This is a genomic window from Microbispora sp. H10670, assembly GCF_014161385.1.
Taxonomy (GTDB): Bacteria; Actinomycetota; Actinomycetes; order Streptosporangiales; family Streptosporangiaceae; genus Microbispora; species Microbispora triticiradicis.
Map to the genome: position 1 here is coordinate 142,104 of NZ_JABBWW010000004.1, position 24,189 is coordinate 166,292.

14 protein-coding genes are annotated in these 24,189 nt (G+C 74.1%); 2 read left to right on the forward strand and 12 right to left on the reverse strand.

Annotated elements, in window-relative coordinates; translation table 11 throughout:
- Window positions 1–116: 116 nt before the first annotated feature.
- On the reverse strand, window positions 117–998 hold the full coding sequence (locus HHX33_RS08005) for a CDP-alcohol phosphatidyltransferase family protein (protein ID WP_182874044.1): 882 nt from the start codon (window positions 996–998) through the stop codon (window positions 117–119).
- A 154-nt stretch (window positions 999–1,152) separates the two neighbouring features.
- Here HHX33_RS08005 and HHX33_RS08010 point away from each other — a divergent pair, with 154 nt between their 5' ends.
- Complete coding sequence (locus tag HHX33_RS08010; protein WP_182874045.1) at window positions 1,153–2,742, forward strand: stealth family protein; 1,590 nt, start codon at window positions 1,153–1,155, stop codon at window positions 2,740–2,742.
- A 31-nt stretch (window positions 2,743–2,773) separates the two neighbouring features.
- On the opposite strand, the gene HHX33_RS08015 is transcribed toward HHX33_RS08010, so the two are convergent.
- The 5 genes from HHX33_RS08015 to HHX33_RS08035 form a co-directional block, all read right to left on the reverse strand.
- Window positions 2,774–4,399: a hypothetical protein gene (locus HHX33_RS08015; protein ID WP_182874046.1), complete on the reverse strand. Its 1,626-nt coding sequence runs from the start codon at window positions 4,397–4,399 to the stop codon at window positions 2,774–2,776.
- Window positions 4,396–7,551 (reverse strand): bifunctional glycosyltransferase/CDP-glycerol:glycerophosphate glycerophosphotransferase, encoded by a 3,156-nt coding sequence (locus tag HHX33_RS37080; RefSeq protein WP_182874047.1) that lies wholly within the window; start codon window positions 7,549–7,551, stop codon window positions 4,396–4,398. The genes HHX33_RS08015 and HHX33_RS37080 overlap by 4 nt, the downstream gene beginning before the upstream one ends.
- A 123-nt stretch (window positions 7,552–7,674) precedes the next feature.
- On the reverse strand, window positions 7,675–11,553 hold the full coding sequence (locus HHX33_RS08025) for a bifunctional glycosyltransferase/CDP-glycerol:glycerophosphate glycerophosphotransferase (protein ID WP_182874048.1): 3,879 nt from the start codon (window positions 11,551–11,553) through the stop codon (window positions 7,675–7,677).
- A complete protein-coding gene (locus HHX33_RS34940) occupies window positions 11,535–13,361 on the reverse strand; it encodes a glycosyltransferase (RefSeq protein WP_310741266.1) in 1,827 nt (608 codons plus the stop codon). The genes HHX33_RS08025 and HHX33_RS34940 overlap by 19 nt, the downstream gene beginning before the upstream one ends.
- On the reverse strand, window positions 13,358–15,361 hold the full coding sequence (locus HHX33_RS08035; RefSeq protein ID WP_182874049.1) for a glycosyl transferase family 2: 2,004 nt from the start codon (window positions 15,359–15,361) through the stop codon (window positions 13,358–13,360). Before HHX33_RS08035 ends, HHX33_RS34940 begins: the two co-directional genes overlap by 4 nt.
- Window positions 15,362–15,579: 218 nt before the next feature.
- On the opposite strand from HHX33_RS08035, the gene HHX33_RS08040 reads away from it, so the two are divergent.
- The gene (locus tag HHX33_RS08040) at window positions 15,580–16,323 is read left to right on the forward strand and encodes a polysaccharide deacetylase family protein (protein WP_182874050.1); all 744 of its coding nucleotides are present in this window, start codon (window positions 15,580–15,582) and stop codon (window positions 16,321–16,323) included.
- Here HHX33_RS08040 and HHX33_RS08045 read toward each other — a convergent pair.
- The 6 genes from HHX33_RS08045 to HHX33_RS08070 all read right to left on the reverse strand — a co-directional run bounded on the left by HHX33_RS08045 (window position 16,262) and on the right by HHX33_RS08070 (window position 24,142).
- The gene (locus HHX33_RS08045) at window positions 16,262–17,539 is read right to left on the reverse strand and encodes an acyltransferase (RefSeq protein WP_310741267.1); all 1,278 of its coding nucleotides are present in this window, start codon (window positions 17,537–17,539) and stop codon (window positions 16,262–16,264) included. The two genes, HHX33_RS08040 and HHX33_RS08045, sit on opposite strands and share 62 nt — an antisense overlap.
- 47 nt (window positions 17,540–17,586) lie before the next feature.
- Window positions 17,587–19,134, reverse strand: a complete 1,548-nt coding sequence (gene guaA / locus HHX33_RS08050; RefSeq protein ID WP_182874051.1) for a glutamine-hydrolyzing GMP synthase — start codon at window positions 19,132–19,134, stop codon at window positions 17,587–17,589.
- Between the two features lie 42 nt (window positions 19,135–19,176).
- Window positions 19,177–20,901, reverse strand: coding sequence for a GMC family oxidoreductase (locus HHX33_RS08055; RefSeq protein WP_310741268.1), 1,725 nt, complete (start codon window positions 20,899–20,901; stop codon window positions 19,177–19,179).
- Window positions 20,898–22,454, reverse strand: coding sequence for a succinic semialdehyde dehydrogenase (locus HHX33_RS08060; RefSeq protein ID WP_182874052.1), 1,557 nt, complete (start codon window positions 22,452–22,454; stop codon window positions 20,898–20,900). The genes HHX33_RS08055 and HHX33_RS08060 overlap by 4 nt, the downstream gene beginning before the upstream one ends.
- A gap of 143 nt (window positions 22,455–22,597) precedes the next feature.
- A complete protein-coding gene (locus tag HHX33_RS08065; protein WP_182874053.1) occupies window positions 22,598–23,497 on the reverse strand; it encodes an alpha/beta fold hydrolase in 900 nt (299 codons plus the stop codon).
- Window positions 23,498–23,566: 69 nt separating this feature from the next.
- Entirely contained in the window at window positions 23,567–24,142 is a 576-nt protein-coding gene (locus HHX33_RS08070) for a TetR/AcrR family transcriptional regulator (protein WP_182874054.1), read from the reverse strand.
- Between the last annotated feature and the right edge of the window lie 47 nt (window positions 24,143–24,189).

Genomic DNA, 24,189 nt, shown 5'->3' on the forward strand with positions numbered 1-24,189 from the left:
AATCCCCCGTGAAGAAGTTGCCAGTCGTACGGCCGCCGCCCTCCCCCGGGCGGGTCCGTGACGCGGGTCCCACGGCGCGTGCCGTGCGAACGTGTGGAGCCGGCCGCCGGGGCCGGTCAGATCATGATCTTCTCGCGCTCCGCGGCGGTGTCCGGCACCTGGCGGGCCGCCAGCCAGACGCGGTAGACGAGGCTCATCTCGAAGACCAGCAGCAGCCCCCCGGCCACGACGGAGACCGGCACCAGGGCCCGGGCCCCGAGCAGCGGGCCCACGACGAAGACCGCGGCGTGGAACTCGATGCCGCTCATCATGTGCGTCCGCACCCGCCGCCGCACCAGGAAGACCCGGAACCGGTCGTACCAGGGGAAGCGGGCGTGGAACGCCTTCTGCAGGTCGACGACCGTGGCGCCGTCCCCGGACGCGGCCTCGCCGGCGGCCCGTTCGAGCTCGCTGCGCGGCCGGGCGCGCAGCACGCTCTCGGCGAGGACGCACTGGCCGTCCAGGCGCGACTCGACCAGTGCGCGGGTGGCGTCCTTGACCCGCTTGAGCTGCGGGCCGTTGATGTAGCGGAACAGGTCGAGCACGACGACGCCCACCGCGGCGAGCACGAACTCCGGGTCTCCCGAGCGGGAGTACTCCCCGAACCCCCAGCCGAAGGCGCAGCAGACCACCCGCACCCGGTCGCCGACGTAGTCGAGCCACAGCCCGAAGGGCGTCCCCGTGCCCTTCAGCCTGGCGATCTTCCCGTCCATGCAGTCGACCGTGAAGCTCAGGTAGAACAGCGCCGCCCCGGCGACGAGCATGCCCTCCGCGAAGGCGGCCGCCGAGGCGAAGCCGACCAGCATGGACAGCCTGGTCAGGCCGTTCGGCGTGATAGAGGTGTGGTTGGCCGCGAGCAGCGCGAGTCGGCAGGCGAGCGGATCGACCATGAAGACGGTCCACCACGAGTCCCTCGGCTTGCGCGTCGCGAGGATGTCGTTCAGCGTGAAGCCCCCCATGCAGGCAACAATGACTACAAGCGGTAGCCGTTCGCCTGCTCTTCTGTAACAGAGAGGGCATCTCGTTGCCACTTCTTGACCGCCACCCGAAGTAGGTAAACCATCCCCCAATCCGGTGGCCGATCCGTTACAGTGCGTGTCCGAGGGGGAGACCATGCCCGTTGTCACGTTGTACCGGCGGCTGCAGGGGCGGTTGCGCGGGCGGCTGCCGGCCGTGGAGCCCACACCGAAGACCGCGCTCATCCGGGCCGACGCGAGCCCGCTGCAGGCCCAGCGCGAGACGCTGGACGTGGTCTGCGCCCTGCTGGCCGAGGCCGCGGTGCCGTACTTCTGCGTGCGCCCGCTGCCCGACCGCCCGCCGGTGGTCGCGGTGCCCGAGGAGGACCGCGACCGCGCGCTCGCCGCGCTCGCCGCCGGCGTCCACCCGCTGTTCGCGGCGCGCCAGCCGTACGGCAGGCCGGGGGCGCGGGCCCACGCGGACGCGGGGCGGATGCGCCCGGTGCGGCGGGCCGCGCCGCTGCTCGGCGACGCCAGGGTCGTGCGGCTGGCCATGTACTTCGCCAGCCCGTCGCGGACGCTCACGCTCGGCCCCGAGAGCGGCCTCGACCTGGAGTTCTGGGCCCGTGAGGGCGACGACCTGGTCGGGCCGCGGCCCAACCCGGCGTGCGACCGCGTCCCGGCCGGCGGCCCGGCGGCGGAGGGCGGCGAGGAGCTGTTCCTGCCCCTCGCGTGCCCGGCCCGCCGCGCCCGCTCCTACCGGACCCGGCCGGAGTTCCTCCGGCGGCTGCTCGACGACATCGACTTCCCGATCGACGCCGTCTACACGTGGGTGGACGGCGCCGACCCCGCCTGGCGGGCCCGCCGCGACCAGGCGCAGCGCGAGGAGGCGCGGCGCGTCGGCGGCCCGCTCAGCGAGATGGCGACCACCGAGGCGCGGTTCACCAGCAGGGACGAGCTCCGCTACTCGCTGCGCTCCCTGCTGATGTACGCCCCCTGGATCAACCGGATATGGATCGTCACCGACGGCCAGACGCCCCCGTGGCTCGACACCACCCACCCGATGGTGTCGGTGGTCGACCACAAGGAGATCTTCACCGATCCGTCGGTGCTGCCGGTGTTCAACTCGCACGCCATCGAGACCCAGCTTCACCACATCGAGGGGCTCAGCGAGCACTTCCTGTACTTCAACGACGACTTCTTCCTGGGCCGGCCGCTGGCGCCGCGGACGTTCTTCGAGGGCAACGGGATCACCCGGTTCTTCCCCAGCACGGTCCACGTGCCCTTCGGCCTGCCGGAGACCGAGGAGTCCCCGGTCCACGCGGCCGGGATGAACAACCGGCGGATCCTGGAGGACCTCAGCGGCCGCACGATCACGCAGAAGCTGAAGCACGTGCCGTACGCGCTGCGCAGGTCGCTCATGTACGAGATCGAGGAGCGGTTCGCCGCCGAGTTCCAGGCGACGGCCCGCAGCAGGTTCCGCACGTCGCGGGACATCTCGGTGGTGTCCTCGCTGGCGCACTACTACGGCTACCTCAGCGGGCGGGCGGTTCCCGGCCAGGTCGACTACACGTACGTGGATCTCTCCCTGCCCAAGACGCCCGCCCGGCTGCGCCGCATGCTCGCCCGGCGCAGGCACGACGTGTTCTGCCTGAACGACACGTCGCCGACCGACGACGAGCAGGACGCGCTGCTGGCGCGGTTCCTGGAGGCCTACTTCCCGACCCCGGCGCCGTTCGAGCGGTGAGCCCGGCGGCCCCTGCCGCCTCCCGCCGCCGTCACCTTCCGCCCCGGCCGTCTCTCCCGCCGCTCGCGCCGAGGCCGTTCGCCCGGGTCTCGTCGCGCGCCTCGTACCTCTCGGCGTAGAGGCCGCGGAAGGTCCGGCGCCCGGCTGGGACGAACGCGCGGGTCACCACGTCGAGCCGGCGACCGGCCAGTCCCGCCTTGCCGGTGTGACCGACGACCCAGAGCGTGCGCAGCCCCGAGATACGGGCGGCCAGCAGCCGCGGGCCGACCTCACGGCCCGCGAAGCTGCCGTCCCGCTCCGGCGACCGGGCCAGCGCGACGTCATCCAGCCCGCCGAAGACGGACGGGTAGACCGTGGCGTACTTCCTGACCTTCGGGGGCACGAACAGCACCCCGTCTCCCGGCCGCGCGGCGGCGGCGAGCAGCGCCAGGACCGGGCGCGGGTCGTCCTGCCTGCCGTCCGGCCCGCGCGTGGCGAGTTGCCCCGGCACCGACAACCCGATCCAGGCCGCCAGCGCGGCGACGGCCACGCCGGTGGGCAGCGCGGCGATCCCCGCACCGGCCAGCAGCGCCGCCGCGGGAACGCAGCAGAAGACGTACCGGAAGACGTACACGGGATGAGCGGCCCAGGACGCCGCCAGCAGCACCGCCGCGGGAACGAGCAGCCACGGCAGGGTCACCCGCACCAGGGCCGCGTGGGCGGCCCGTGTGGCGCGGAGGCCGCCGGCCAGGCCGAGGACGAGGCCGAGGAGTGCGAGGGCCCAGGCCAGCGGGGCGACCCCGAGCGCCGTGAGCGCGGCGGCGAGCGGCGCCGGTGGGGCGAGGCCCGGCCGGGGCGGCGGGGCGGTCGTGCCGAGGTCCCCGAACATCTGGACGGCGAGCCGCCCCACGTCGGCCGCCTCGGGCCGGCGGATCCAGCTCACCTGCCCGCCCTGCCGGGAGCCGAGCCAGGCCAGCGGCGCCACGGCCGCCGCCGACGCCGCGGTCGCACAGGCCCATCGCGCGAGCGGTCCCCGCGACAGGACCACGACCACGCCGTGGGCTCCCACGATCAGGAACGCGAAGAGGTTGAGGTAGGCGAGGGCGGTCAGCGCCAGCGCGTATCCGGCCAGCGCCGCCGGGGTGGGCGACCGCAGCACGCGCAGGAGCAGCAGCGTCACGCCGACGGCCGCGGCCGTCGTCATCGGGTACGGCCGCGCCTCCTGAATGTATCGGGAGAAGATCGGCATGAGGGCCAGGAGCGACCCGCCGTACAGGCCCGCCCGGGGAAGGCCGAGCGCGCGGCCGAGCGCGCCGGTCCCGGCGGCGGCCAGCGCCCCCGCGAGGACCGACGGCAGCCGCAGCGCCGCCTCGGCCGTGCCGGAGACGCCGACGACCATGTGCATCAGCCCGTAATAGAGGCCGTGGACGGCGTCGACCGACTGCAGCAGGTGGGTCATCTGCGCGAGGGTGCGGACGGAGGCGCTCACGGTGGCCGCCTCGTCACGCCACAGCGGCGGGCCGCCGAGGTCCCACAGCCCGGCGGCGAGCGCGAGCGCGGCCGGAGCCCCGGTGACGGCCCAGGCGCCGGCCTTCTCGCGCGGCGATCGCGCCGGCCCCCGAGGCGTGGGCCTGGAGGCGTCCCGCGCGGCCCCGCGTCCGCCGGTTCGCCCGTTCACGGCAGCATGCGCGCGACCACGCGCGCCGAGGCGTGCCCGTCGTCCCAGGGGCAGAACCGCTGGGCGAACTCCGCATAACGCGCCGAGAACGGCCCGAGGTCGCCGTATCGCAGCACGTCGAGCAGGTCCGCACCGGTCCTGACGACCGGCCCGGGGGCCACGGCCTCGAAGTCGAGGTAGAAGCCGCGTACCTCGTCCCGGTAGTGCTCCAGGTCGGGGGTGAAGAACACCATCGGCCTCCCGGTGCAGGCGAAGTCGAACATCGCCGACGAGTAGTCGGTGACCAGCACGTCCGCCGCCGCCAGCAGATCGGCCATATCCGGAAATTTCGAGACGTCGCGGACCCGATGGCCGAGACCCTCGGGGATCGCCAGGTGCCGCGCCACCAGATAGTGGGCCCGTACGAGCAGCAGGTCGTCGTCGTCCAGCGCCCGGGCCGCCCGGGTGAGGTCCAGGGCGAGCCGACCGGCGCCCTCCGGCTCGTCGTCCCGCCACGTGGGCGCGTAGAGGACGACCCGCCGGTCGTCCGGCACGCCCAGCCGCCGCCGCACAGCCCGGGCGCGCACGGGGTCGAACAGCACGTCGTTGCGGGGGTAACCCGACTCCAGGACCTCCCCCGCGTAGCCGAACGCGCGGCGCAGCGCGGTGGTCGCGAACGGGCTCGGCGACAGCAGCAGGTCCCAGGTCGCCACCTGCCGGGTCAGCTCCGCCCGCGGCGCCTGCCGCGCGTACGGCATGCCCTCCAGGTCGAGCCCCAGCCGCTTGAGCGGCGTGCCGTGCCACGTCTGCACGACGGTCTGGCCACGCGGCTTGTGGTACCACCCCGGCTGCGTACGCCGGTTGGCCACGACGAAGCGGCTGGTGCTCAGCGCCTCCTCGTGCTCGCGTGAGCCGTGCAGGACCAGGCGTACGCCCGGAGGCACCGTGAACTGCCCGTCCCTGGTGACCCAGACGATCTCGACGTCGGGGTGACGGCGCGACAGTTCCTCGGAGACGGCCCGGGGGTTGCACGAGTACTGGCCGCCGCCGTAGCTGTCGAAGACGGCCGCGTTCCGCAGTTTCGCGCGTCCGCCGGTCCGGCCGCTCGCCCGGGACCGGGCCGCGGCCAGGCGCCTGCGCGTGGCGTACGGCCCCCGTTCGTGCGGGCCGAGGGCCGGCCGCACCACGAGGCTGAGCGCGCCGTCGCGGGCCGTACGGAAGGAGACCTCGTGCAGCCCGGCGACATGCGGCCGGGGCGGGTCGGCGATCAGGGCCGGGCAGAGCCGGACGCGCTCGTCCCCGGCGAGCACGCGCCAGGTGCCGCCGCCGAGCGGCAGCCCGTCAGCCGTCCTGCCTATCACGGCCGTCCATCCGCCCTCGTCCTGGCGGACCGGCCAGGAGTGGTGTTCGGCGCCGCGGTCGAGGGTGATCTGGCCGCCGGGGAACCGGCCCGGCCCCTCCAGGACCGGTTCCCCCGCGTCCGTCCAGCGCACGGCGCCGACATTCACCACGCCGGGGTCGGCGAGCGGGCCGTCACCCGGCACGACCTGGCCGCCGCACACGCCCGGGCCTCCGGGTCCGCCCGCGCCGGTCCGGGCGCCCGGACCGGCGGGCCGGCCGTCATCGGCGTCCGCACCGGCCGTGAGGGTGAGGCCCCGCTCGTACGTGAGGGAGACCCGCACGCCCGCGACGTCGAAGACGCGCTCGCCGGGGGCGCCGGTCGCCCTTCCGGCCCTGGTCACGCCCCGCGCCCGGACCATGGCGTGCAACGTCCATCGACCGGCTCCGGACGCCGAGGCCGCGCGGAGCGCGTCCAGGTCGATCTCGGTGACGAAGCCGGAGTCGTCGTGGCACACGACCGACTGGCGGGAGTCGGCCGTCACGTCGGGGCGGCGGACCCGCCGTACGGGCAGGGCGATCCGCTCCTCCCCCCGCTGGAGCCACAGCTCCGTCCGGCTGTGCCCGCTGTCCAGGTGGGCGATGTACGCGTGGCCGGTCAGCAGGAGCCCGCCGCCCGACGGCCGTACGTCGTCGGCGCGGGCGGTCAGCCGCAGGTCGCGGGTCGCGTCGAACAGCGAGCGCGGCACCCGCGGATCACGGCGGAAGGGATAGTCGAGATACCAGCGGCGGCGGACCAGCCCGCGCCGGAGCACTCCCCGGTGCCTGATCTCCGACTCCGCGAACCGGTGCAGCTCCGCCAGTTCCCCGGTCATGCCGTGGGCGGCCAGGAAGATCTGCAGCCGCCTCAGAACCGGCAGCCGCTCCATCGCCTCCCGGTCGAGCCGGGCCAGCGCGTCGGCGAGCCCCGCCGGAAGCCGCCCGGGGGCCGCGCGCAGCACCGCCGCGAGGTCGGGCCCCTCCGCGAGGCGCAGGTCGTACGTCGTCCGCAGGCTCGGGGCGTGCCGGGCGAGCAGGTCGGCGACGTCCAGCATCGCCCGCAGGCGGCGCAGCGGGTCGGCCTGCGGGCGGGGCCCCCGGGTGAGGCACACCACGTCGCCGAGCACGTCGGCGGAGGAGGACAGCACGTGCGCGGGGATCGTCACCGGGAAGTCCTCACCCAGCCCCTCGGGAAAGGCGAACCGGTGCCGGTTCCAGAACTCCCTGCGGAACACCGTGCCGCCCGCCCGCGGGTCGTCCAGCAGCTTCGGGTGCCGGGTGATGTGCGTACGCAACCGCGCCGCCAATCCCGCCGCGGATCCCGCCGCCGATCCCGCTGCCGAGAACGCCCCCGACGCCGTCGCGTCCGTCTCCGAGCCGGTTACGGAACCGGTCGTACGTCCCGTTCCCGGGCCTGTGGCGGCCCCGCCGGACGCGTACGGGCTCCAGCGGCGGATCCTGCCGCAGGCGAGGTCGGAGCCGGTGTGGTCGAGGGCGTCGACCAGCGTGCGGTAGGCGTCGGCGGGGACGACGGAGCCGGGGTCGGCGAAGGCGAGATAGCGGCCGGTGGCGAAGGCCGCGCCCGCGTTGCGAGCCGCGCCCGGGTCGTCGCCGCCGTCGCCGAGCGCGAGAAGCGTGAACCGCGGGCCGGGGGCCCGCAGACCCTCCGGCCGCCCGGCGAGGATCACCTCGATGTCGTCGAGAGTCTGGTCGTGCAGGGACTTGAGGCACTCCTCGGCGTGTTCCTCCCCGCCGTGCAGCGGGACGACCACCGAGAGCCTGGGAGGCGCTGTCACGCCGTCAGGATGCCGAGGTGCGGCGAGGCGACACCCCGCCGATCTCGATTGCCTTACGGTTCCTTGGCAATTCCTTGACCATCCGGCCCGATCGGCGGGCGCCGGATGCCGCCATCGCCGGGCTCAGCGGAGCACGAGGTCCACGAGCCGGGCGGCGGCGTGCCCGTCGATCGCGGGACGGTACCTGCGGAGGAACGCGCCGAGCGCGTCCCGGTGCTTGTCGGCGATCTCGTCCAGGCGGGTGAGCGCCTCGGCCACCTCGTCGGCGCCGCGCAGCGTCGGGCCCGGCGCCTCCGGATGGAGGCACAGGTCGTGTGGCGCGCCGGGGTGGAGGAGCATGGGACGCCCCGTGACCGCGAACTCGACCATCGCCGCGACGTCCCCGGTCACCAGGACGTCGGCGGCGAGGAACAACTCCTGCGGATCCGGATGGCCGGTGACGTCCACGACACCGCCTGCCCCTCCCCACGACCTCCGTCCGGGATCGGTGGCCCCACCGGAGGACCCGATGGGAGAGCCACCCGAGGAGCGCGCGTGAGAACGGGCGAAGGGCCGGGCGGCGGCCGGCGACGGCCCGCGGACCAGCAGTACGCAGTCGTCCGGAAGGGCGGCGGCGAGGCGGGCGGGGTCGAGCGCGACGTGCTCCCCCGGCACGTACAGCACGGCCGTACAACCCTCCCGCAGGCCGAGACGGCACCGCACCTCGGCGGCGCGTTCGCGGGCTCCGGGGCCGGCCAGCAGGTCGTCACCCGGCAGGCCGGTCTCCAGGACCTCCCCCTCGAAGCCGGACGTCCGCCGCAGCCAGGGCGTCCACCAGGGACCCGGGCTGACGAGGTGGGTCCACTGGTCCGCCCCGAAGTCACCTCCGGGGCCGTCCTCCGTGCCTTGCGGCCATCCGGTCGCGTGACCCGCGACGCCGTCCCCCGGAGTAGCCACGGAGTCGTCGGCACAGGCCCTCCGTCCGGCGCCCGCGACGCCGTCCCCGGCGTCGGCCGCGCAACTCACGGCGCCGGGCGGTCGCCCGGCGGCGGGCATGGCGAGGGGCGCGGCGGCGGGGGTGGCGAGAGCGAGTGCGGTCACCGGGCCCTGCCAGGTCTGGACCACCACCTGACCCGGCCTGCGCTCGAACCAGGCGGGCAACGGCGCGTCGGTGACGATGTAGCGGCACCGGGCGAGGGCCTCGTAGTGCTCCCGTCCCAGCGTCCGGACCGGTTCGACGTCGTCCGGGAGGGCGACCTGACCGTCCCGCACGCTCCACAGCAACGGCAGGTCCGTCCCGCGCCGCCGCAGTTCCTCGCACACCGCCCTCGGGCTGCCGCCGAAACGCGTGCCGCCTCCTCCTTCGAACAGGACGGCCTCCCGCAGCGGCCGTCCCCGCATCTGCGGGTACGTCCGCGTGCGCAGCGTCCGCTGGGCCTTCTTCCCCCGCTCGTCGGCGGTAAGGTCGCCGCTGACCGTCAGTACGGCGCGGCCCGGACCCGGCACGACGATCCCGAACGTACGGCGGGCCGTCTGGTGGATCGCCGGCACGTCGGTGTCGAACTCCAGCGGCAGGTCCACCGGCTCGGCCCGCTCGATCGGCCCCAGCGGCTCCCCAGGCGCTGTCGGTTCCAGGGGCGCGATCGGCCTCAGCGGCACGACCGGCACGACCGGCGCAAGTGGCCCCAGCGGCTCCGGCGAACCCGGCCGTCCGGAGGCCCCGGCCGACGCCTGGGGGTCCGGAACCGGGCGGGCGCGGACCGACAGCGCGTACCGCCCGCGTGGCAGCGGCAGCCGCCCGGCCGGGCCGGCGACCTCCTCGGGCGTGAGCCGCGCGCGGAACCGGGTTCCGGAGCCCTCGATCGGCAGCGACCACTCGCCGTACCCGGTGAGTACGGGGTCGAGCGCGGTCACCACCAGCGCGGACACCTCGTGCGGCACGGCGAACCCGCCCTCGACGAGCAGTTCGCCCCCTCCTCCTCGCCCGGCGGGCAGCCACTCGGCGAGGTCGGCGTAGGCCGCCATGGGCTGGTCGCGCAGCACCAGGCCGCCGGTCCGGTCACGGAACACGACGATCTCCCGGCCGGCCAGGCCGTACCGGCCGAGGGGCACGTCGTCGGCGACGGTCACCGGCGTCGCCTCACCTCCCGCGGCCCGCACCTCGACCTCCCAGCACGTGTACGGCACGGCGACCTCCGGCGGCACCGCATGGCGGGACGCGGGCAGCAGGTCGCGTAGATCGACCACGGCCTCGAACGTGCGCCGGTCGACGTTCACGGGGTACGTGCGGGGAACGCCTCCGGGGCGCCGGGTGACCTGGAGCACCGGGCACGGGCCGAGGTCGTTGACGACGTGTCCCACCAGCCGCAGGCGGCCGTCGCGTACCTCGCCGGTGACCACCCGAGCGGTCTCCCGTCCGGCGCGCAGGACCAGGTCGCCCGTCTCGCCGAGCAGCGGGGCGACGTAGTGGTCGGAGTTGGCGCTCCGGTAACCCGCCTCCTCCGCCATGGCCGCGGCGGCGCGCGGATCGGACAGCCGCCCGCGCCGTACGACGCCCCGATGGAGGACCCGGAGCTCGACGTGCCACCGTCCGAGCCTGCCGGGCCGGGCGAGCGCCGCGGGGTCGATCGTGATCCGGAAACCGCCCCAGTCCCGTTCCGCGCCCTTCGCCGACACCCGGGCCCTGGTGACGGCGGCCGGGACCCGGATCCGGCGGCCGGTCCGTTCGTGGACGAGCGCGGCGAAGACCTGCTGGTGGATGCGCCGGGTCGGACGGAGGTACGGCGGAGCCGTGCGGCCCTCGACCACGAGCGCGCCGTCCTCCCACCGGATCGCGTCGATGCGGTGCCGGGGGACGAGTTCGTCCCTGGCCCTGGTGACGGCGGCCGGGATGACGCGCGCGGAGTCGCGCACAGAGTCACGCACAGAGTCACGCTCTGAGTCGCGCGCGGAGTCGCGCGTGAGGGGGACGTTCAGGTGGTAACCGCCCATCCTGCGGACGAGCCGCCGGTCGGGCTCCACCTCCCGGTCCCAGGCGAGGACGTCCAGCAGGTCGGCCAGGCGGCGTTCCCGGACCAAGTGCCACTCCACCCGCCGCAGGGCGGGCAGGTCGTCGAGGACGCACTGCGCCACCTCGTCGAGATAGCGGCCGGCGAGGTCGAGGAAGTGGTCCTGGAAGGCGGGGGACCCCTGGTCGAGCACGTCCAGGAAGTTCGTCAGGTCGGCGTCGAGAACGGCGTGGTCCCAGGCGTGGATGTGCGCGGTGAAGTTGTGCTCGCTCAGGAAACGGCGCACCTCGGTGACGGCGGCGAACCGGCCCTCCAGATGCCCGGCCCGGGTCTTGTCCTGCGTGATCGAAGGGGCGGCCGAAGGAACCGCCGAGGGACCGCCGGCCTCGCGCCGCCGCCAGAGGTAGACCGGGGCGGGCAGCACGTCGACCGACCGCGCCAGGAAGTGGGCGCGCAACGCCACCGCGATGTCCTCGTACAGCACGCCCTCGGGAAAGGCGAAGCCGTGGGCGTCCCAGAACGACCGGCGCCAGAGCTTGTTGGTGACCAGCCGGTCGCGCAGCAGCGCGTGCCTGCGCGTGATGTGGGTGGCGTCCGCCGCGTCGGCGAAGACGGGCCGGTGCATGGCCGACTGGCGGGCGCCCCGGCCGTCCAGCCGCAGCACGTTGCCGGTGGCGAGGTCGGACCCGGTCCGCTCCAGGGACGCCAGGAGGTATTCGAGGGCGTGCGCGGGCAGCAGGTCGTCGCTGTCGAGGAACATGAGGTGGTCCCCGGTCGCGTGGCGCACCCCCGTGTTGCGTGCCGCGCCGAGCCCGGCGTTGGCCTGCCGGACCAGCCGGAACCGCGCGTCCCTCGCGGCGAATCCGGCGGCGATGCCGGCGCTGCCGTCGGGCGATCCGTCGTCGACCATGACGACCTCGACGTCCTCCCAGGTCTGCGCGGCGACCGAGGCCAGGCAGGCGGCGAGGTACGGTTCCACGTCGTAGATCGGGACGATCACACTGATGCGGGGCACGGGCGGTCCTTTCGCACGAGGGCGCGCAGGCGCCGGCGCAGCAGGCGGGCGGTGCGGCGCAGCGGCCGTGCCCCAAAACGACGGGCCCCGAAACGACGGGAGCCGGAACGGCGGAGCCCGAGACGACCGGCCCAGGAACCTTCGGACCCGGAAGGGCCCGACCCCGAACGGCCCGACCCGGAACGACCGGACCCACCCGTCCAGGCGCGGCCCGGACCAGGTGGGGCGGCGCCCCCGGCCTTCCCCGTGCTCCCGGCACCACCGACGCCATCGGCGCTCCCCGCACTCGCCACGCTCTCCGCGGGCAGGAGCCCCCACTTGTCGCCGGCGTCCCACACCGTGCCGAACATCTCGTGGATGAGGTCGTCGAGGTCGTCTCCCGGCCGGGCGCAGCGGCGGGCGCGGGTGACGGCGGCCGTGCGCTCCAGCCGGGCGTGGACGACCTCGCCGTCCTCCCGTTCGTCCAGGGCGAGGGAGACGATCCCCAGCCGCTGCCGGTCGGCGTGCTTGACGACCGCCCCGATGGTGCCGCGCGACGGGACCCAGCCCGGCGGGCAGTGGAAGCGGAACGGCACCGGGAAGCAGTCGTCCGGCACTGTCTCCCGGAACCGGACCCGGGGCTCGCCCTCGTAGCAGGCCAGCATCAGGCGCAGGTCGAGCGACGGGTCCCCGAGGGGGTCCCGCCGCCCGCCGCGGAGCCGGCCCCACGGCCCGGTCACGGTCACCCGCACATCCGGCAGGCGCCCCGCGAGCACGCCGTCGACCGTCGCCCTGACCTCCTCGAACGAGGCGTCCTCCGCGTCGACCACGACCTCGACGTACGGCACGAGGTAGGTGCGGTGGGGATGCCTGCGCAGCCAGCGGAAGACGGGCACGCGTTCGGCCAGGTAGGGCCAGTTGTGCCGCTTCACCTCCGGCTCGCGGCGCATCACCGTCGAGCGGCCGAGGTGCCAGCACCTGGCCCGGCGGTCGGGCACGAAGACGGCCCCCGCCTGGGCGAGCCGGTAGCCCAGTTCGGTGTCCTCCCCGAGGACGAGCGACGCGTCCAGACCCCCGGCGGCCCGCAGCAGCGCCGCGGGCAGCGACGCCGTGGCCCCGACCATGACGGAGAAGGCGGTGAAGCCCGCCGCGCGCAGGTCGTCGGTCTGGTCCCAGCGCCCCTCGGTCCACTGCGGGGTGGTGTCCTCCTCGGCGAACAGCTTGTCCACCGTGCCCGCCTCGACGGCGGCGAGCACCTCGCTCGCCGGGATCTCGTCCAGGCCCGGCACGAACCTCAGGTGCCCGAGCACGACCAGGTGGTCCGCGAGGTGGTGCCAGCGCATCTGGGCCTCGACGTGCTCGGGGAACAGCACGAGGTCGGCGTCGAGATAGAGGATCACCTGGCCCTCGGCCGCCTCGGCCCCGGCCGCGCAGGCGCTCGCCCTCCCCCACGCCCCGTCGCGCGGGCGGACCACCCGCAGCCGCTCCGGCACCGGCCAGGCGGAGGACACGGGCCAGGCGTCGGGCGAGGGCCAGGCGTCGGGCGAGGGCACAGCGCAGGGCGCGGTGGAGGGCCCGGTGGACGGCTCAGCGGACGGGACGGATGGCGGCGGCGCGGGCCGCTCGCCATCGTCCACCACCACGACCTCCGTCAGGTGGGCCGGGTAGGTCTGCCGGGCCAGGCTCGCCAGGGTCAGCGGCAGCGTGTGCTCCGCGTGGTGGGCGGGGATGACCACGCTCACCGTGAGCGTGGGGGTCCACTCCCCCGGCGCCGGCGGCTGCCCGAGCACCCCGTAGTCGTTGAGCGGGATGCGCACGCCCCCCGTCACGTCCTCACCTCCACCCGCCATTGGGCACCGTCCTTCATGAGTCCGTTGAAGACCAGCCCGCGCCACTGCTCCTGGTAGGACGCGAGGAACGACTGCACCGGCTGGCGCCAGGTGTGGCCGTACGCGCTGCGGCGGCGCAGTACGTAGCCGAACCCGTGGGTGCGGTAGATCCGGCCGCCCGCCGCCTCGACGGCCTGCAGAAGCTGGCCGTCGACCGTCCTCGGCAGCGGCCGGAAGCCGCCGGCCGCCTCGAACGCGGCCCGGGTGACCAGCATCGTCCCCCCGGCCACCAGCGGCGCGAAGCGCTCGGTGCCGATGCACCGCCTGATCGTCACGTCGAGTTGCTCCAGGTAGACGAACTCCGCGGCCGACCCGACCAGGTCGGCGCCGCTGTAGAGCCGGGCGAGCAGGAGATCGGCGAGGTGGTCGGGGCCGTACCAGTCGTCGTCGTCCACCTTCGCGAGGTACGACCCGGACGCGGCGGCCGCCATCCGGTTCAGGACCTCGCCGAACGGCGTCGTCGCGGGCGCCTCGATCACGGTGACCGGCAGCGGCGTACGGGGAAGCGGCGCCTCCCGCGCGGTGAAGCCGTGGAGCCCCACGATCAGTTCGGCCGTCACGCCGCGCTGGCGCTCCATCTGCTCGAACGCGAACGGGAGCATCTCCGGGCGGCGGGTGCAGAGCAGGATCGACACCCGTGGTGCCGGCGGCCCGGACAGGCCGGCGTCCGCGGCGAGCCGCCGCCAGCACGCGACCGAGCCGTGCTCGCGCAGCGCGGTCCTGCGCAGCCGGATGCTGATCTCCTCCCGGCGCAGGTCGGACGCGAGCGCCTCGGGGGTCACGGCGGCGAGGGCGGCGGTGAGCGGGGGGCCCAGCGCCTCGTCACGCGCCGGGTCGGGCTCGGTGAGCACCGGGATCCCGGCGGCCGCCAGCGCGGCCACGACGCGCGCCACGACCGGCGCGGGCCCGGCGGACGCGGGTCCGGCAGAGGCGGCCGGCACCGCGACCCCCCGGACGTCGCGCAGGCGGGCGACGTCCACGTCCGTGACGCGCCCGCCGGGCGGCAGCCGTACGAGAGTGGTGGGGCCGCAGGTGACGGCGAACCCGTCCCGGTGCGGCGTGAGCTCCGCGACTCCTTCCTCGGGGTGCGGCCGGAACCCGATCGGGTTGACGACGGCCTCGTCCACCGGTGGGACGCGGGACGCGCCGGCGCGCACCAGCACATCGCAGCCGGGGGCGTCGCGGCGGTCCGGCACCGGGCCGTCAGCGGGCGCGAGGGTGGCGTTGGCGTCGCCGGGCCGCCAGTCGGCCGCGTCCGCGCCCGCCAGCCCGGCCACGGGCGTGGTGGTGCCGGCCGCGCCGAAGAGGCCGTACGCGACGTGGGCCAGAATTTCCCCGGCGTCGACGGGCTCGGAGAAGGCGGCCTCCAGGTGCCAGCCGCGCCCGCGGCGGGCGACCCGCAGCCCGGTCAGCAGGCGCCAGCAGGGGGCCTGCCCGGCGGCCGGCAGCGGCCGGCCCGCCCAGGGCGGCACGTCCGCCACGGCGATCCGCACGCGCGGCGCCCGCGGCAGCAGGACCCGCAGCGGCACGGCCCTGCGCAGGTCGGCCGGGGACCGTGCCGCGAGCACCACGCATCCCGTCTCCCGCACGGGCCCGGTCTCCGGCACGGACACCGTCTCCCGCACGAACGCTGTCTCCCGCACGAACGCTGGCCCCCGCACGAACGCTGGCCCCCGCACGGACGCGCTCTCCGGCAGGGACGCCGTCTGCTGGGAGGGCGCGGTCTCCGGCACGGGCACCGTCCCCCGCACGGACGCTGCCTCCCGCAGGGACGCCGTCTCCTGTGCGGGCACGGTCTCCGGCGCGGGCGCGGGGACGGGAAGATGCTCCAGCGGCGTCCACGGGCCGGAGAAGCCCTCGACGAGGCGGCCGAGCAGCGACGGACAGGATTCGAACCCGATCCACGTCCCCCACGCCGACCGGGTGGCGGCTCGCCTCACCCGCCCTCCTCACGCTGCGCGGTTCCTCATCCGACCGGCCCAGCATCGCGAACCGCACCCGTGCGGGTGCCGCCTTAGTCCCTTCCTTGGCCGAAGGTTTAATCCTCCCGCCGGGTCCCGGCGCGGGGTTCTCACACGAGACGTAATCGGACTGCAACGGAGGAAGTGGCACGAGACGCGTTACGATGCCGCGTTGTAGATTCCCGAGGAGTACCCCCATGGCCGTACGTCGTCTGATCCCCCTCGCGGTCGCGTGCGCCCTCGCGACGGCCGCCGCCCTCCCCGCCCACGCCCACGCTCGCGCGGCCCGTGAGCCGTTCTGCGCGACCCACAAGTGCATCGCCCTGACCTTCGACGATGGTCCGGGGCAGTACAACCAGACACTGCTGAAGACCCTCGCCACGTACAAGGCGAAGGCCACGTTCTTCCTGATCGGCTCCGAGGTGAAGAAGCACCCGAAGCTCACCCAGGCCATCGCCAAGGCCGGTCACGAGATCGGCAACCACTCGTGGGACGGCAGGTATCTGACCGAGCTCACGTACGCCGAGATCAACAAGAAGATCGGCGACACCCAGCGGTTGATCACGAAGACGACCGGGAAGGCGCCGGTGGTCTTCCGCGCGCCCGGCGGGCTGCGCAACGGCGGCGTCGAGGAGCTCACCGCCAAGTTCGGGCTCATCCAGATCCCGGGCACGACCGCCACGAAGGACTACATCAAGGACTACCGGAACGTGGAGTTCCTCACCTCACGCGCCCTGGAGATCGCCGGGGAGGGCGAGGTCGTCCTGATGCACGAGACGGTCAAGGAGACCGTGGAGTCGATGCCGAAGGTGCTCAAGGAGCTGACCGCGCAGGGCTACCACTTCGTGACCGTGTCCACCCTGCTGGAGGGCGAGGAGCTCATCCCGGGACAGGTATATCCCGACCCGACGCGTGACTCGATGACGATGACCGTCGAGTGAACCGCCGGCCCAGGCGCTGGGCCGGCGACTCCACGAAACGGTAGGTCAGCCAGCTCAGCGTGAGCGTCCCGGCGAGGTAGCCGAGCGTGATCGCCGCCCGGCCGGGGTCGGTCACCGACTTCAGGTCCCCGACGAGCGCGTTGAGATACCTCAGCAGCGGATGGTGCAGCAGGTACACCGAATAGCTGATCAGGCCGAGCCAGGTCAGCACACCGGGTACGCGTCTGCCGCGCAGCGCCATGCCGATCGCGAACGTCACCCCGGCGAGCACGATCGTGGTGATCCACACGTCGGGCTGCACCCACCACCAGCCGGCCTGCACCGACCACACGGGCGCGGCGGCCACGAGGACCGCCGCGGCCACGACCGGGCCGAGCCCGGCCGTGCCCCGCTCCCAGCGGTACAGCGCGGTCCCCGTGAACATCACCGCGAGGATGGCCGCGCCGAACCACGGCACGAAGCTGCCGAACAGCAGCAGCACGAGCGCCATCAGGCCCAGCGCGTACGCCGCGGCCGTGCGGAACCGGCCGATGATCAGGCAGGCCAGGCCCGCGACGAAGACCACGCAGCCCGCGACGGCCGGCCAGTGACCCGGCAGCAGCGGCGCCGAGAGCACCAGTCCGGCGACGACCGCGACCACCCCGAAGACGATCGCCAGCGCCCCGCTGCGCCGGTGCATCCCGCCCGCGAACAACGCGGTCACCAGCAGGTAGAACACCATCTCGTACGACAGCGTCCACATCGGGTCGGCGACGGCGCCGACGTGGACGACGTCGAGCAGCATGCTCAGGTGCGCCGCCACGGCCGAGGGGTGGCGGGGCACCTCCTGGCGCACCGGCACCCAGATCGCCATGACCAGCACGACGGCGATCACCAGCAGATAGAGCGGATAGAGGCGGAAGACCCGGCTGATCCAGAACGCGCCCACGTCGCCCCTCTTCTCCAGGGATGCGGGGATGATGTACCCGCTGACCAGGAAGAAGACCAGCACGCCGTACATGCCGAGGCTGAACCAGTAGGGGCGGAGCGACGGCATCACCCAGGGCAGCGCGTGCTCGGCGACCACCGCCATCGCCCCGATCCCGCGCAGCGCGTCCAGCCAGGCCAGCCGACCGGCCCCGGCAGGGCGTTCGGCGGCCTGTTCGGCAGGGCGTTGCGCAGGGTGCAGCGGTGGCGTGGTGCCGGGCCGCGGGGTCTCGCGCTCTGTGGCAGTCACCGCGCCACACTATCCGGCCGCGCCGGATTCACACCGGTTATTACCGGTCACTCCCATTCAATGGTGCCCGGTGGCTTGCTCGTCACGTCGAGCACCACCCGGTTGACCTCCCGCACCTCGTTGGTGATCCGGGTGGAGATGCGGGCCAGCACGTCGTACGGCACCCGCGACCAGTCGGCGGTCATCGCGTCCTCGGAGGTCACCGGGCGCAGGACGACCGGATGGCCGTAGGTGCGGCCGTCGCCCTGCACGCCGACCGAGCGGACGTCGGCCAGCAGCACGACCGGGCACTGCCAGATGTCGCGGTCGAGACCGGCGCGGGTCAGCTCCTCACGGGCGATGGCGTCGGCCTCGCGCAGCAGGTCGAGGCGCTCGCGGGTGACCTCGCCGATGATCCGGATGCCGAGGCCGGGCCCGGGGAACGGCTGTCGCCAGACCATCGCCGGAGGCAGGCCGAGCTCCTCGCCGGCCCGCCGCACCTCGTCCTTGAACAGCGTGCGCAACGGCTCGACCAGCTGGAACTTCAGGTCGTCGGGGAGCCCGCCGACGTTGTGGTGGGACTTGATGTTGGCGGTTCCGGTGCCGCCGCCCGACTCCACGACGTCCGGATAGAGGGTGCCCTGGACGAGGAAGTCCACCGGCCCGTCGGCGATGATCGCGCGGGCCTCGTCCTCGAAGACCCGGATGAACTCCCGGCCGATGATCTTGCGCTTCTCCTCGGGGTCGGTCACGCCCGACAGGGCCTTGAGGAAGCGCTCGGAGGCGTCCACGACCCGCAGTTTGACGCCGGTGGCCTCGACGAAGTCGCGCTCGACCTGCTCGGCCTCGCCCTTGCGCAGCAGGCCGTGGTCGACGAAGACGCAGGTCAGCCGGTCGCCGATGGCCCGCTGGACGATCGCGGCGGCCACGGCGGAGTCGACGCCGCCCGACAGGCCGCAGACCGCCCGGCCGTCGCCCACCTGGGCGCGCACGGCCTCCACGGCGTCTTCGACGATGTTGAGCATGGTCCACGAGGGGCGGCAGCCGGCCGCCTCCAGGAAGTGCTTGAGCACCTGCTGCCCGTGCTCGGAGTGCAGCACCTCGGGGTGGAACTGCACGCCGTACAGGCCGCGGGAGGGGTCCTCCATCGCGGCGACCGGGGTCGCGGAGGTGGCGGCGGTGACGGTGAACCCGGCCGGAGCGCCGACCACCGAGTCGCCGTGCGACATCCAGACGGTCTGCGCCACGGGCAGCCCGGCGAACAGCAGGCCCTCCCTGAGGACCTCGAGTGAGGTCCCGCCGAACTCGGCGGCGCCGGTCTTGGCGACCTCGCCGCCGAGGGCCCTGGCCATGGCCTGGAAGCCGTAGCAGATGCCGAAGGTCGGCACCCCGGTCTCGAACAGGCCGTCCGGCACGGGCGGAGCGCCCTCGGCGTACACCGACGACGGGCCGCCGGACAGGATGATCGCCTTGGGCTTCCTCTCCAGCATCTCGGAGACCGGCATCGTCGAAGGGACGATCTCGGAGTAGACGTGGCACTCACGCACCCGTCGCGCGATCAGCTGCGCGTACTGCGCGCCGAAGTCCACGACGAGGACGGTGTCGAAGTCGGACACTGGAAGGGACCCCCAAGAAGGCTGCGAGGCGGTGACGACAGTCTATCGGCGCGGTGACGCGCCCCGCCCGCGCCCGCCGTGGGTGACGCCGGCGATCGGCAGGCGGAGGGCTCCCGGCGCGGCGGCGGGCACCACCGGCCTGACCGGCCGCACCGGCGCGACCCGCCGGTACGGCGAGCCGGGGGCGGGACGCGGGTCGGGCTCGCCCTTGTTGGGCCACAGCGCCATCGCCCGCTCGGCCTGGGCGGTGATCGTCAGCGAGGGGTTCACGCCGAGGTTGGCCGAGACGGCCGAGCCGTCCACGACGTGCAGGCCCTCGTACCCGTAGACGCGGTGGTAGGGGTCGACGACCCCGGTCTCGGGCGAGTCGCCGATCGCGCAGCCGCCGAGGAAGTGCGCGGTCGCCGGGATGTCGAAGAGGTCGAGCCAGGAGCCGCCCGGCAGGCCGCCGATCTCCTCGGCCGCGAGGCGCACGGCCCGGTGCCCCGCGGGAATCCAGGTGGGGTTGGGCTCGCCGTGGCCCGGGCCCGCCCTGAGCCTGCCGCCCCTGAGCGAGAGCGTGATCGAGTTGTCCTTGGCCTGCATCACCAGGGCGATCACCGCGCGCTCCGACCACCTGCGGTGGTTGAACAGCCGGAGCAGCAGGTGCGGGCGGCGCAGCGCCGCCCCGAGGAACCCCAGCCAGCGCGGGGCCCGGCCGCCGCCGTCGACCAGCAGCGTACGCAACAGGCCCATCGCGTTGGAGCCGTCGCCGTACCGGACCGGCTCGATGTGCGTCTCGGCGTCGGGGTGGATCGAGGAGGTGATCGCCACGCCCCGGTTGAGCTTCGCACCCTTGGTGTCCGGCCGCTCGAACCCGAGCAGGGCCTCGGAGTTCGTCCTGGTCAGCGCGCCGAGCCGGGGGGAGATACGCGGCAGCGTGGTCGCCCTGAGCCGGTGCAGCAGGTGCTGGGTGCCGTACGTCCCGGCGGCGAAGACCACCTGCGCGGCGGTCAGGGTGCGGGTGCGCCCGAACGGGCCGGTCCGCCGCACCGTGATCGCGTAGCCGCCCTCGATCGGGCGCACGCCGGTCACCGTGGTCTCCGGGTGGACCCTCGCCCCGGCCCTCTCGGCCAGGTGGAGGTAGTTCTTGGTCAGCATGTTCTTGGCGCCGTGGCGGCAGCCGGTCATGCACTCGCCGCACTCGACGCAGCCGCGGCGGCGCGGTCCCACGCCGCCGAAGTAGGGATCGTCGACCTCGGCCCCGGGCTCGCCGAAGAACACCCCGACGGGGGCCAGGCGGAAGGTGTGGCCGACGCCCATCCGCTCGGCGACCTTCTGCATGACCTCGTCGGCGGCGGTGACGGTCGGGTTCTCCACCACGCCGAGCATCCGCCTGGCCTGGTCGTAGTACGGCCCGAGCTCGGCCTTCCAGTCGGTGATGTGCGCCCACTGGGGATCGCGGAAGAACGGATCGAGCGGCTGGTAGAGGGTGTTGGCGTAGACGAGCGAGCCGCCGCCGACCCCGGCGCCGGCCAGCACCATCACGCCGTTCGTCCCGCGCAGGACGTGGATGCGCTGGATGCCCCTGAGCCCGAGCGCGGGGGCCCACAGGAAGTCCCTGACCCGCCAGGAGGTCTTCGGCAGGGTCGTCTCGTCGAACCTCCGGCCGGCCTCCAGGACGCCGACCGTGTAGCCCTTCTCGCTGAGCCGCAGCGCGGCCACGCTCCCGCCGAACCCCGACCCGATCACCGCGACGTCGTAGTCCAACGCCCTGCCCTTTCTCACTTGAGGTGCAGGCGCTTCATGGTCTTGAGCAGCCCGGCGAGCGTGTCGGCGTACCTCTCGTAGGTCATGCCGAGGATCGGCTCGAAGCCCAGCCAAGTGGCCTGGCTGGCCACCGTCTGCACCTCGGTGTACTTCAGCAGGCCCTCCGAGCCGTGGCGGCGGCCGAGGCCGGACGACTTCATCCCGCCCATCGGCGCGTCGTAGGACGCGTACGCCGAGGCGTACCCCTCGTTGATGTTGACGGTCCCCGCCTTGATCCGGGCCGCGAGACGGCGGCCCCGCGCGACGTCCCTGGTCCAGATCGACGCGTTCAGCCCGTACGCCGTGTCGTTGGCCGCGTGGACCGCCTCGTCCTCGTCCCTGAAGCGGTAGAGCGACACGACCGGCCCGAACGTCTCGTCCCGGCAGACGGCCATGTCCTCGGTGACGCCCTCCAGGATCGTCGGCTCGTAGAACAGCGGGCCGAGGTCGGGGCGGGGCCGGCCGCCGGTCAGCACGGTCGCACCCTTGGCGACCGCGTCGGCGACGTGCGCGGAGACCGCGTCGACCTGCCGCCGGTGGGTGAGCGAGCCCATCTGGACGTCCCAGTCGAGACCGGCGCCGATCTTCATGTTCTCCGCCGCCCGGACGAACTTGTCGCGGAAGGGGTCGGCGACCGACTCGTGCACGTAGAGCCGCTCCATGGCGATACAGAGCTGCCCGGCGTTGGTGAAGCAGGCCCTGATCGCACCCTGGGCGGCCACGTCGAGGTCGGCGTCGTCCAGCACGACCATCGGGTTCTTGCCGCCGAGCTCCAGCGAGCAGCCGACCAGCCGCCTGGCCGCCTCCTCGGCGATCCTGCGCCCGCCGCGCGTCGAGCCGGTGAACGCGACGTAGTCCGCGCCGTCCAGCAGCGGATCGCCGACGTCCTCCGGGTCGCCCAGCACGACCTGCCAGATGTCGCGCGGCATGCCCAGCTCGGCCAGCAGGTCGATGGTCCACAGCGCGGACAGCGGCGTCTGCGTGTCCGGCTTGTGGACGACGGCGTTGCCCGCGATCAGCGCGGGCACCACGTCGGTCACCCCCAGGGCCAGGGGGTAGTTCCACGGGCTGATCACCGCGACCACGCCCTTGGGGTGACGCAGCTCGGCCGCGCGCGTGGCGATCGGGAAGATGCCCTGCCTGCCCTGCGGCTCCAGCAGGCCGGGGGCGCGCCGCGCGAAGTAGAGCGCGCAGCCCGCCACGTCGAGGAGCTCCTCGTACGCGTGCCGGCGCGCCTTCCCGGTCTCCCACTGCACGACGTCGAGCAGCTCACTGCGGCGGTCGAGTATCGCGTCGTGCAGCCGCAGGAAGGGCTTGATCCGCTCACGGACCGGCAGCGCCGCCCACGCCTCCTGCGCCGCCCGGGCCCTGTCGTACGCCGCGCGGACGTCCTCGGGCGCGGAGATCGGGACCTCGGCGAGGAGCTCGCCGGTGAAGGGCGCGAAGATCTCCCGCGTCTTACCCTCGGAGGAGACGTGTGTGAGAATCCGCTCGACCATGGCCGCGTCGAGCAGCCGATTCATGGCACCCATGCCGGAAGAATATTCCGGAGGACCGCCTCTGGCTACCGGTAGGTAATGACCCGCACGCTGCGGCGGAGGTCCGGCGCCCGGATCCGTCCGCGCGATCACCCGCCTACCGACCGGCGGGTGATCGCGGAAGATTCGCGCGGGATTCAGGCGTCCAGCACCTCACGGAGCCGCTCGCCGAACTCGGTGGGGTGGGTGCTGAGGCCGGTGTGCCCGCCGGGGAAGTGGACGAGCGGCGTGCCGAACCGCTCGGCCAGGAAGGCAGCGGGGCGGTAGGGAAGCTCGCCGGCCGAGTCCGCGCCGGCCGCGAGCACGAGCCGGTCGGACAGAGCCTCCAGGCGGTCCACGTCCGGGGTGTAGGCCATGAAGCTCGGCACGATACGCCCGAGGAAGTAGGGCATGTCGGCCATCGTCCGCTCGACCCGGGCCGCCGCCTCAGGCGGCAGCTCAGCGGGCTTCGGGGGGTCGACGGGGGCGTCCACGGCGGCTGTGCCGGCTGCATCGGCGGAATCGGCGTCGGCGGGGTCGGCGGAGTCGGCACCGGGCCGCCTGAGGCCGGCCGCGAACACCGCGGCCGCGGGCATCAGCCCCTCCCGCTGGAACGTGTCCCGCACGCGGGCGAGCAGCGCCCGGTGCTCGGCGGCGTCCGGCAGCACCTCCACCACCGGCGGCTCGTGTGCCACCACGCGTCCGACCCGCTCGGGATGGGTGGTCAGCAGGTGCAGCGCGACGATCGCGCCGGAACTGCAGCCGGCCACGCGGGCGGGCGCGTCCGGGGACAGCAGTTCCAGCAGCCGGAACGCGTCGTCGGCGTGCTGCGCGACCCGCTGCTCGGCCTCCGGGTCGTCGAGCGGGCTGCGGGACAGGCCGCGCGGGTCGTAGGACACGACCGTGTAGCCGGTGGCCAGGTCGTCGGCGACGCCGTCGAAGGAGGCCGCGCCGCCCGTGCCGCCGGGGATCAGCAGCAGGAGCGGGCCCTCGCCGCGCACCTCGTAGTGCAGGGTGGCCCCGTCCACGCGCAGGTGGCCGATGGTCGGGCTGGTCATGCGGGTCTCCTTCGTCGCGTCCGGCCGGTGGTCAGGACGGGGATGGGTGGTCAGGACGGGGGCCGATGGTCAGGACGGGGGCCAGTGCGTCAGAAGGGTGTGCAGGGCGTCGAGACAGCGGACCCAGGAGTCCTCCGCCGGGCGGCTGTGCGCGAACCCGCCCGCGGCCTCGAGGCTGGTGAAGCCGTGGAACGTGCTGCGCATCAGCCGGACCGCGTCGGTCAGGTCGGGTTCGTCCAGCGCGTAGGCCCGCAGCATGCTGTAGGTCAGCTCGACGGCGCGTCGCGGGCCGGCGGCCCGGGCCACGAGCTCGGGATCGATCTGTATCGGGATCTGCGTCGCCGTGTAGCGGCCCGGGTGGTCGCGGGCGTACTCACGCCAGGCGTTCGCGTACGCCACCAGCGCGTCCTTGCCGGCCCGCCCGGCGATCGCCGCCGCGATGCGGACGGTCTTCTCGTCCGCCGCCAGCAGCGCGATCCGCCCGCGCAGGTCCTCCAGGCTGCGGACGTGCGCGTAGAGGCTGGCGTCCTTCACCCCGAGCCGCCGCGCCACGGCCGACATGGTCACGTGCTCGAGCCCGACCTCGTCCGCCAGTTCGGCGCCGGTGAGCGTCACGCGGTCCGCCGTCAGCCCGGCCCGTGCCATACGCCCGCCACCCTTCTCTTCCTAGCCAATTTCCTAATAAGCCTAGA

Excerpts from the sequence above, each read along its gene's own strand:
- HHX33_RS08005 (WP_182874044.1), bottom strand. The coding sequence starts at position 998 with ATGGGGGGCTTCACGCTGAACGACATCCTCGCGACGCGCAAGCCGAGG.
- HHX33_RS08040 (WP_182874050.1), top strand. The coding sequence starts at position 15,580 with ATGGCCGTACGTCGTCTGATCCCCCTCGCGGTCGCGTGCGCCCTCGCG.
- HHX33_RS08060 (WP_182874052.1), bottom strand. The coding sequence starts at position 22,454 with ATGGGTGCCATGAATCGGCTGCTCGACGCGGCCATGGTCGAGCGGATT.
- HHX33_RS08070 (WP_182874054.1), bottom strand. The coding sequence starts at position 24,142 with ATGGCACGGGCCGGGCTGACGGCGGACCGCGTGACGCTCACCGGCGCC.
- HHX33_RS08065 (WP_182874053.1), bottom strand. The coding sequence starts at position 23,497 with ATGACCAGCCCGACCATCGGCCACCTGCGCGTGGACGGGGCCACCCTG.
- HHX33_RS08010 (WP_182874045.1), top strand. The coding sequence starts at position 1,153 with ATGCCCGTTGTCACGTTGTACCGGCGGCTGCAGGGGCGGTTGCGCGGG.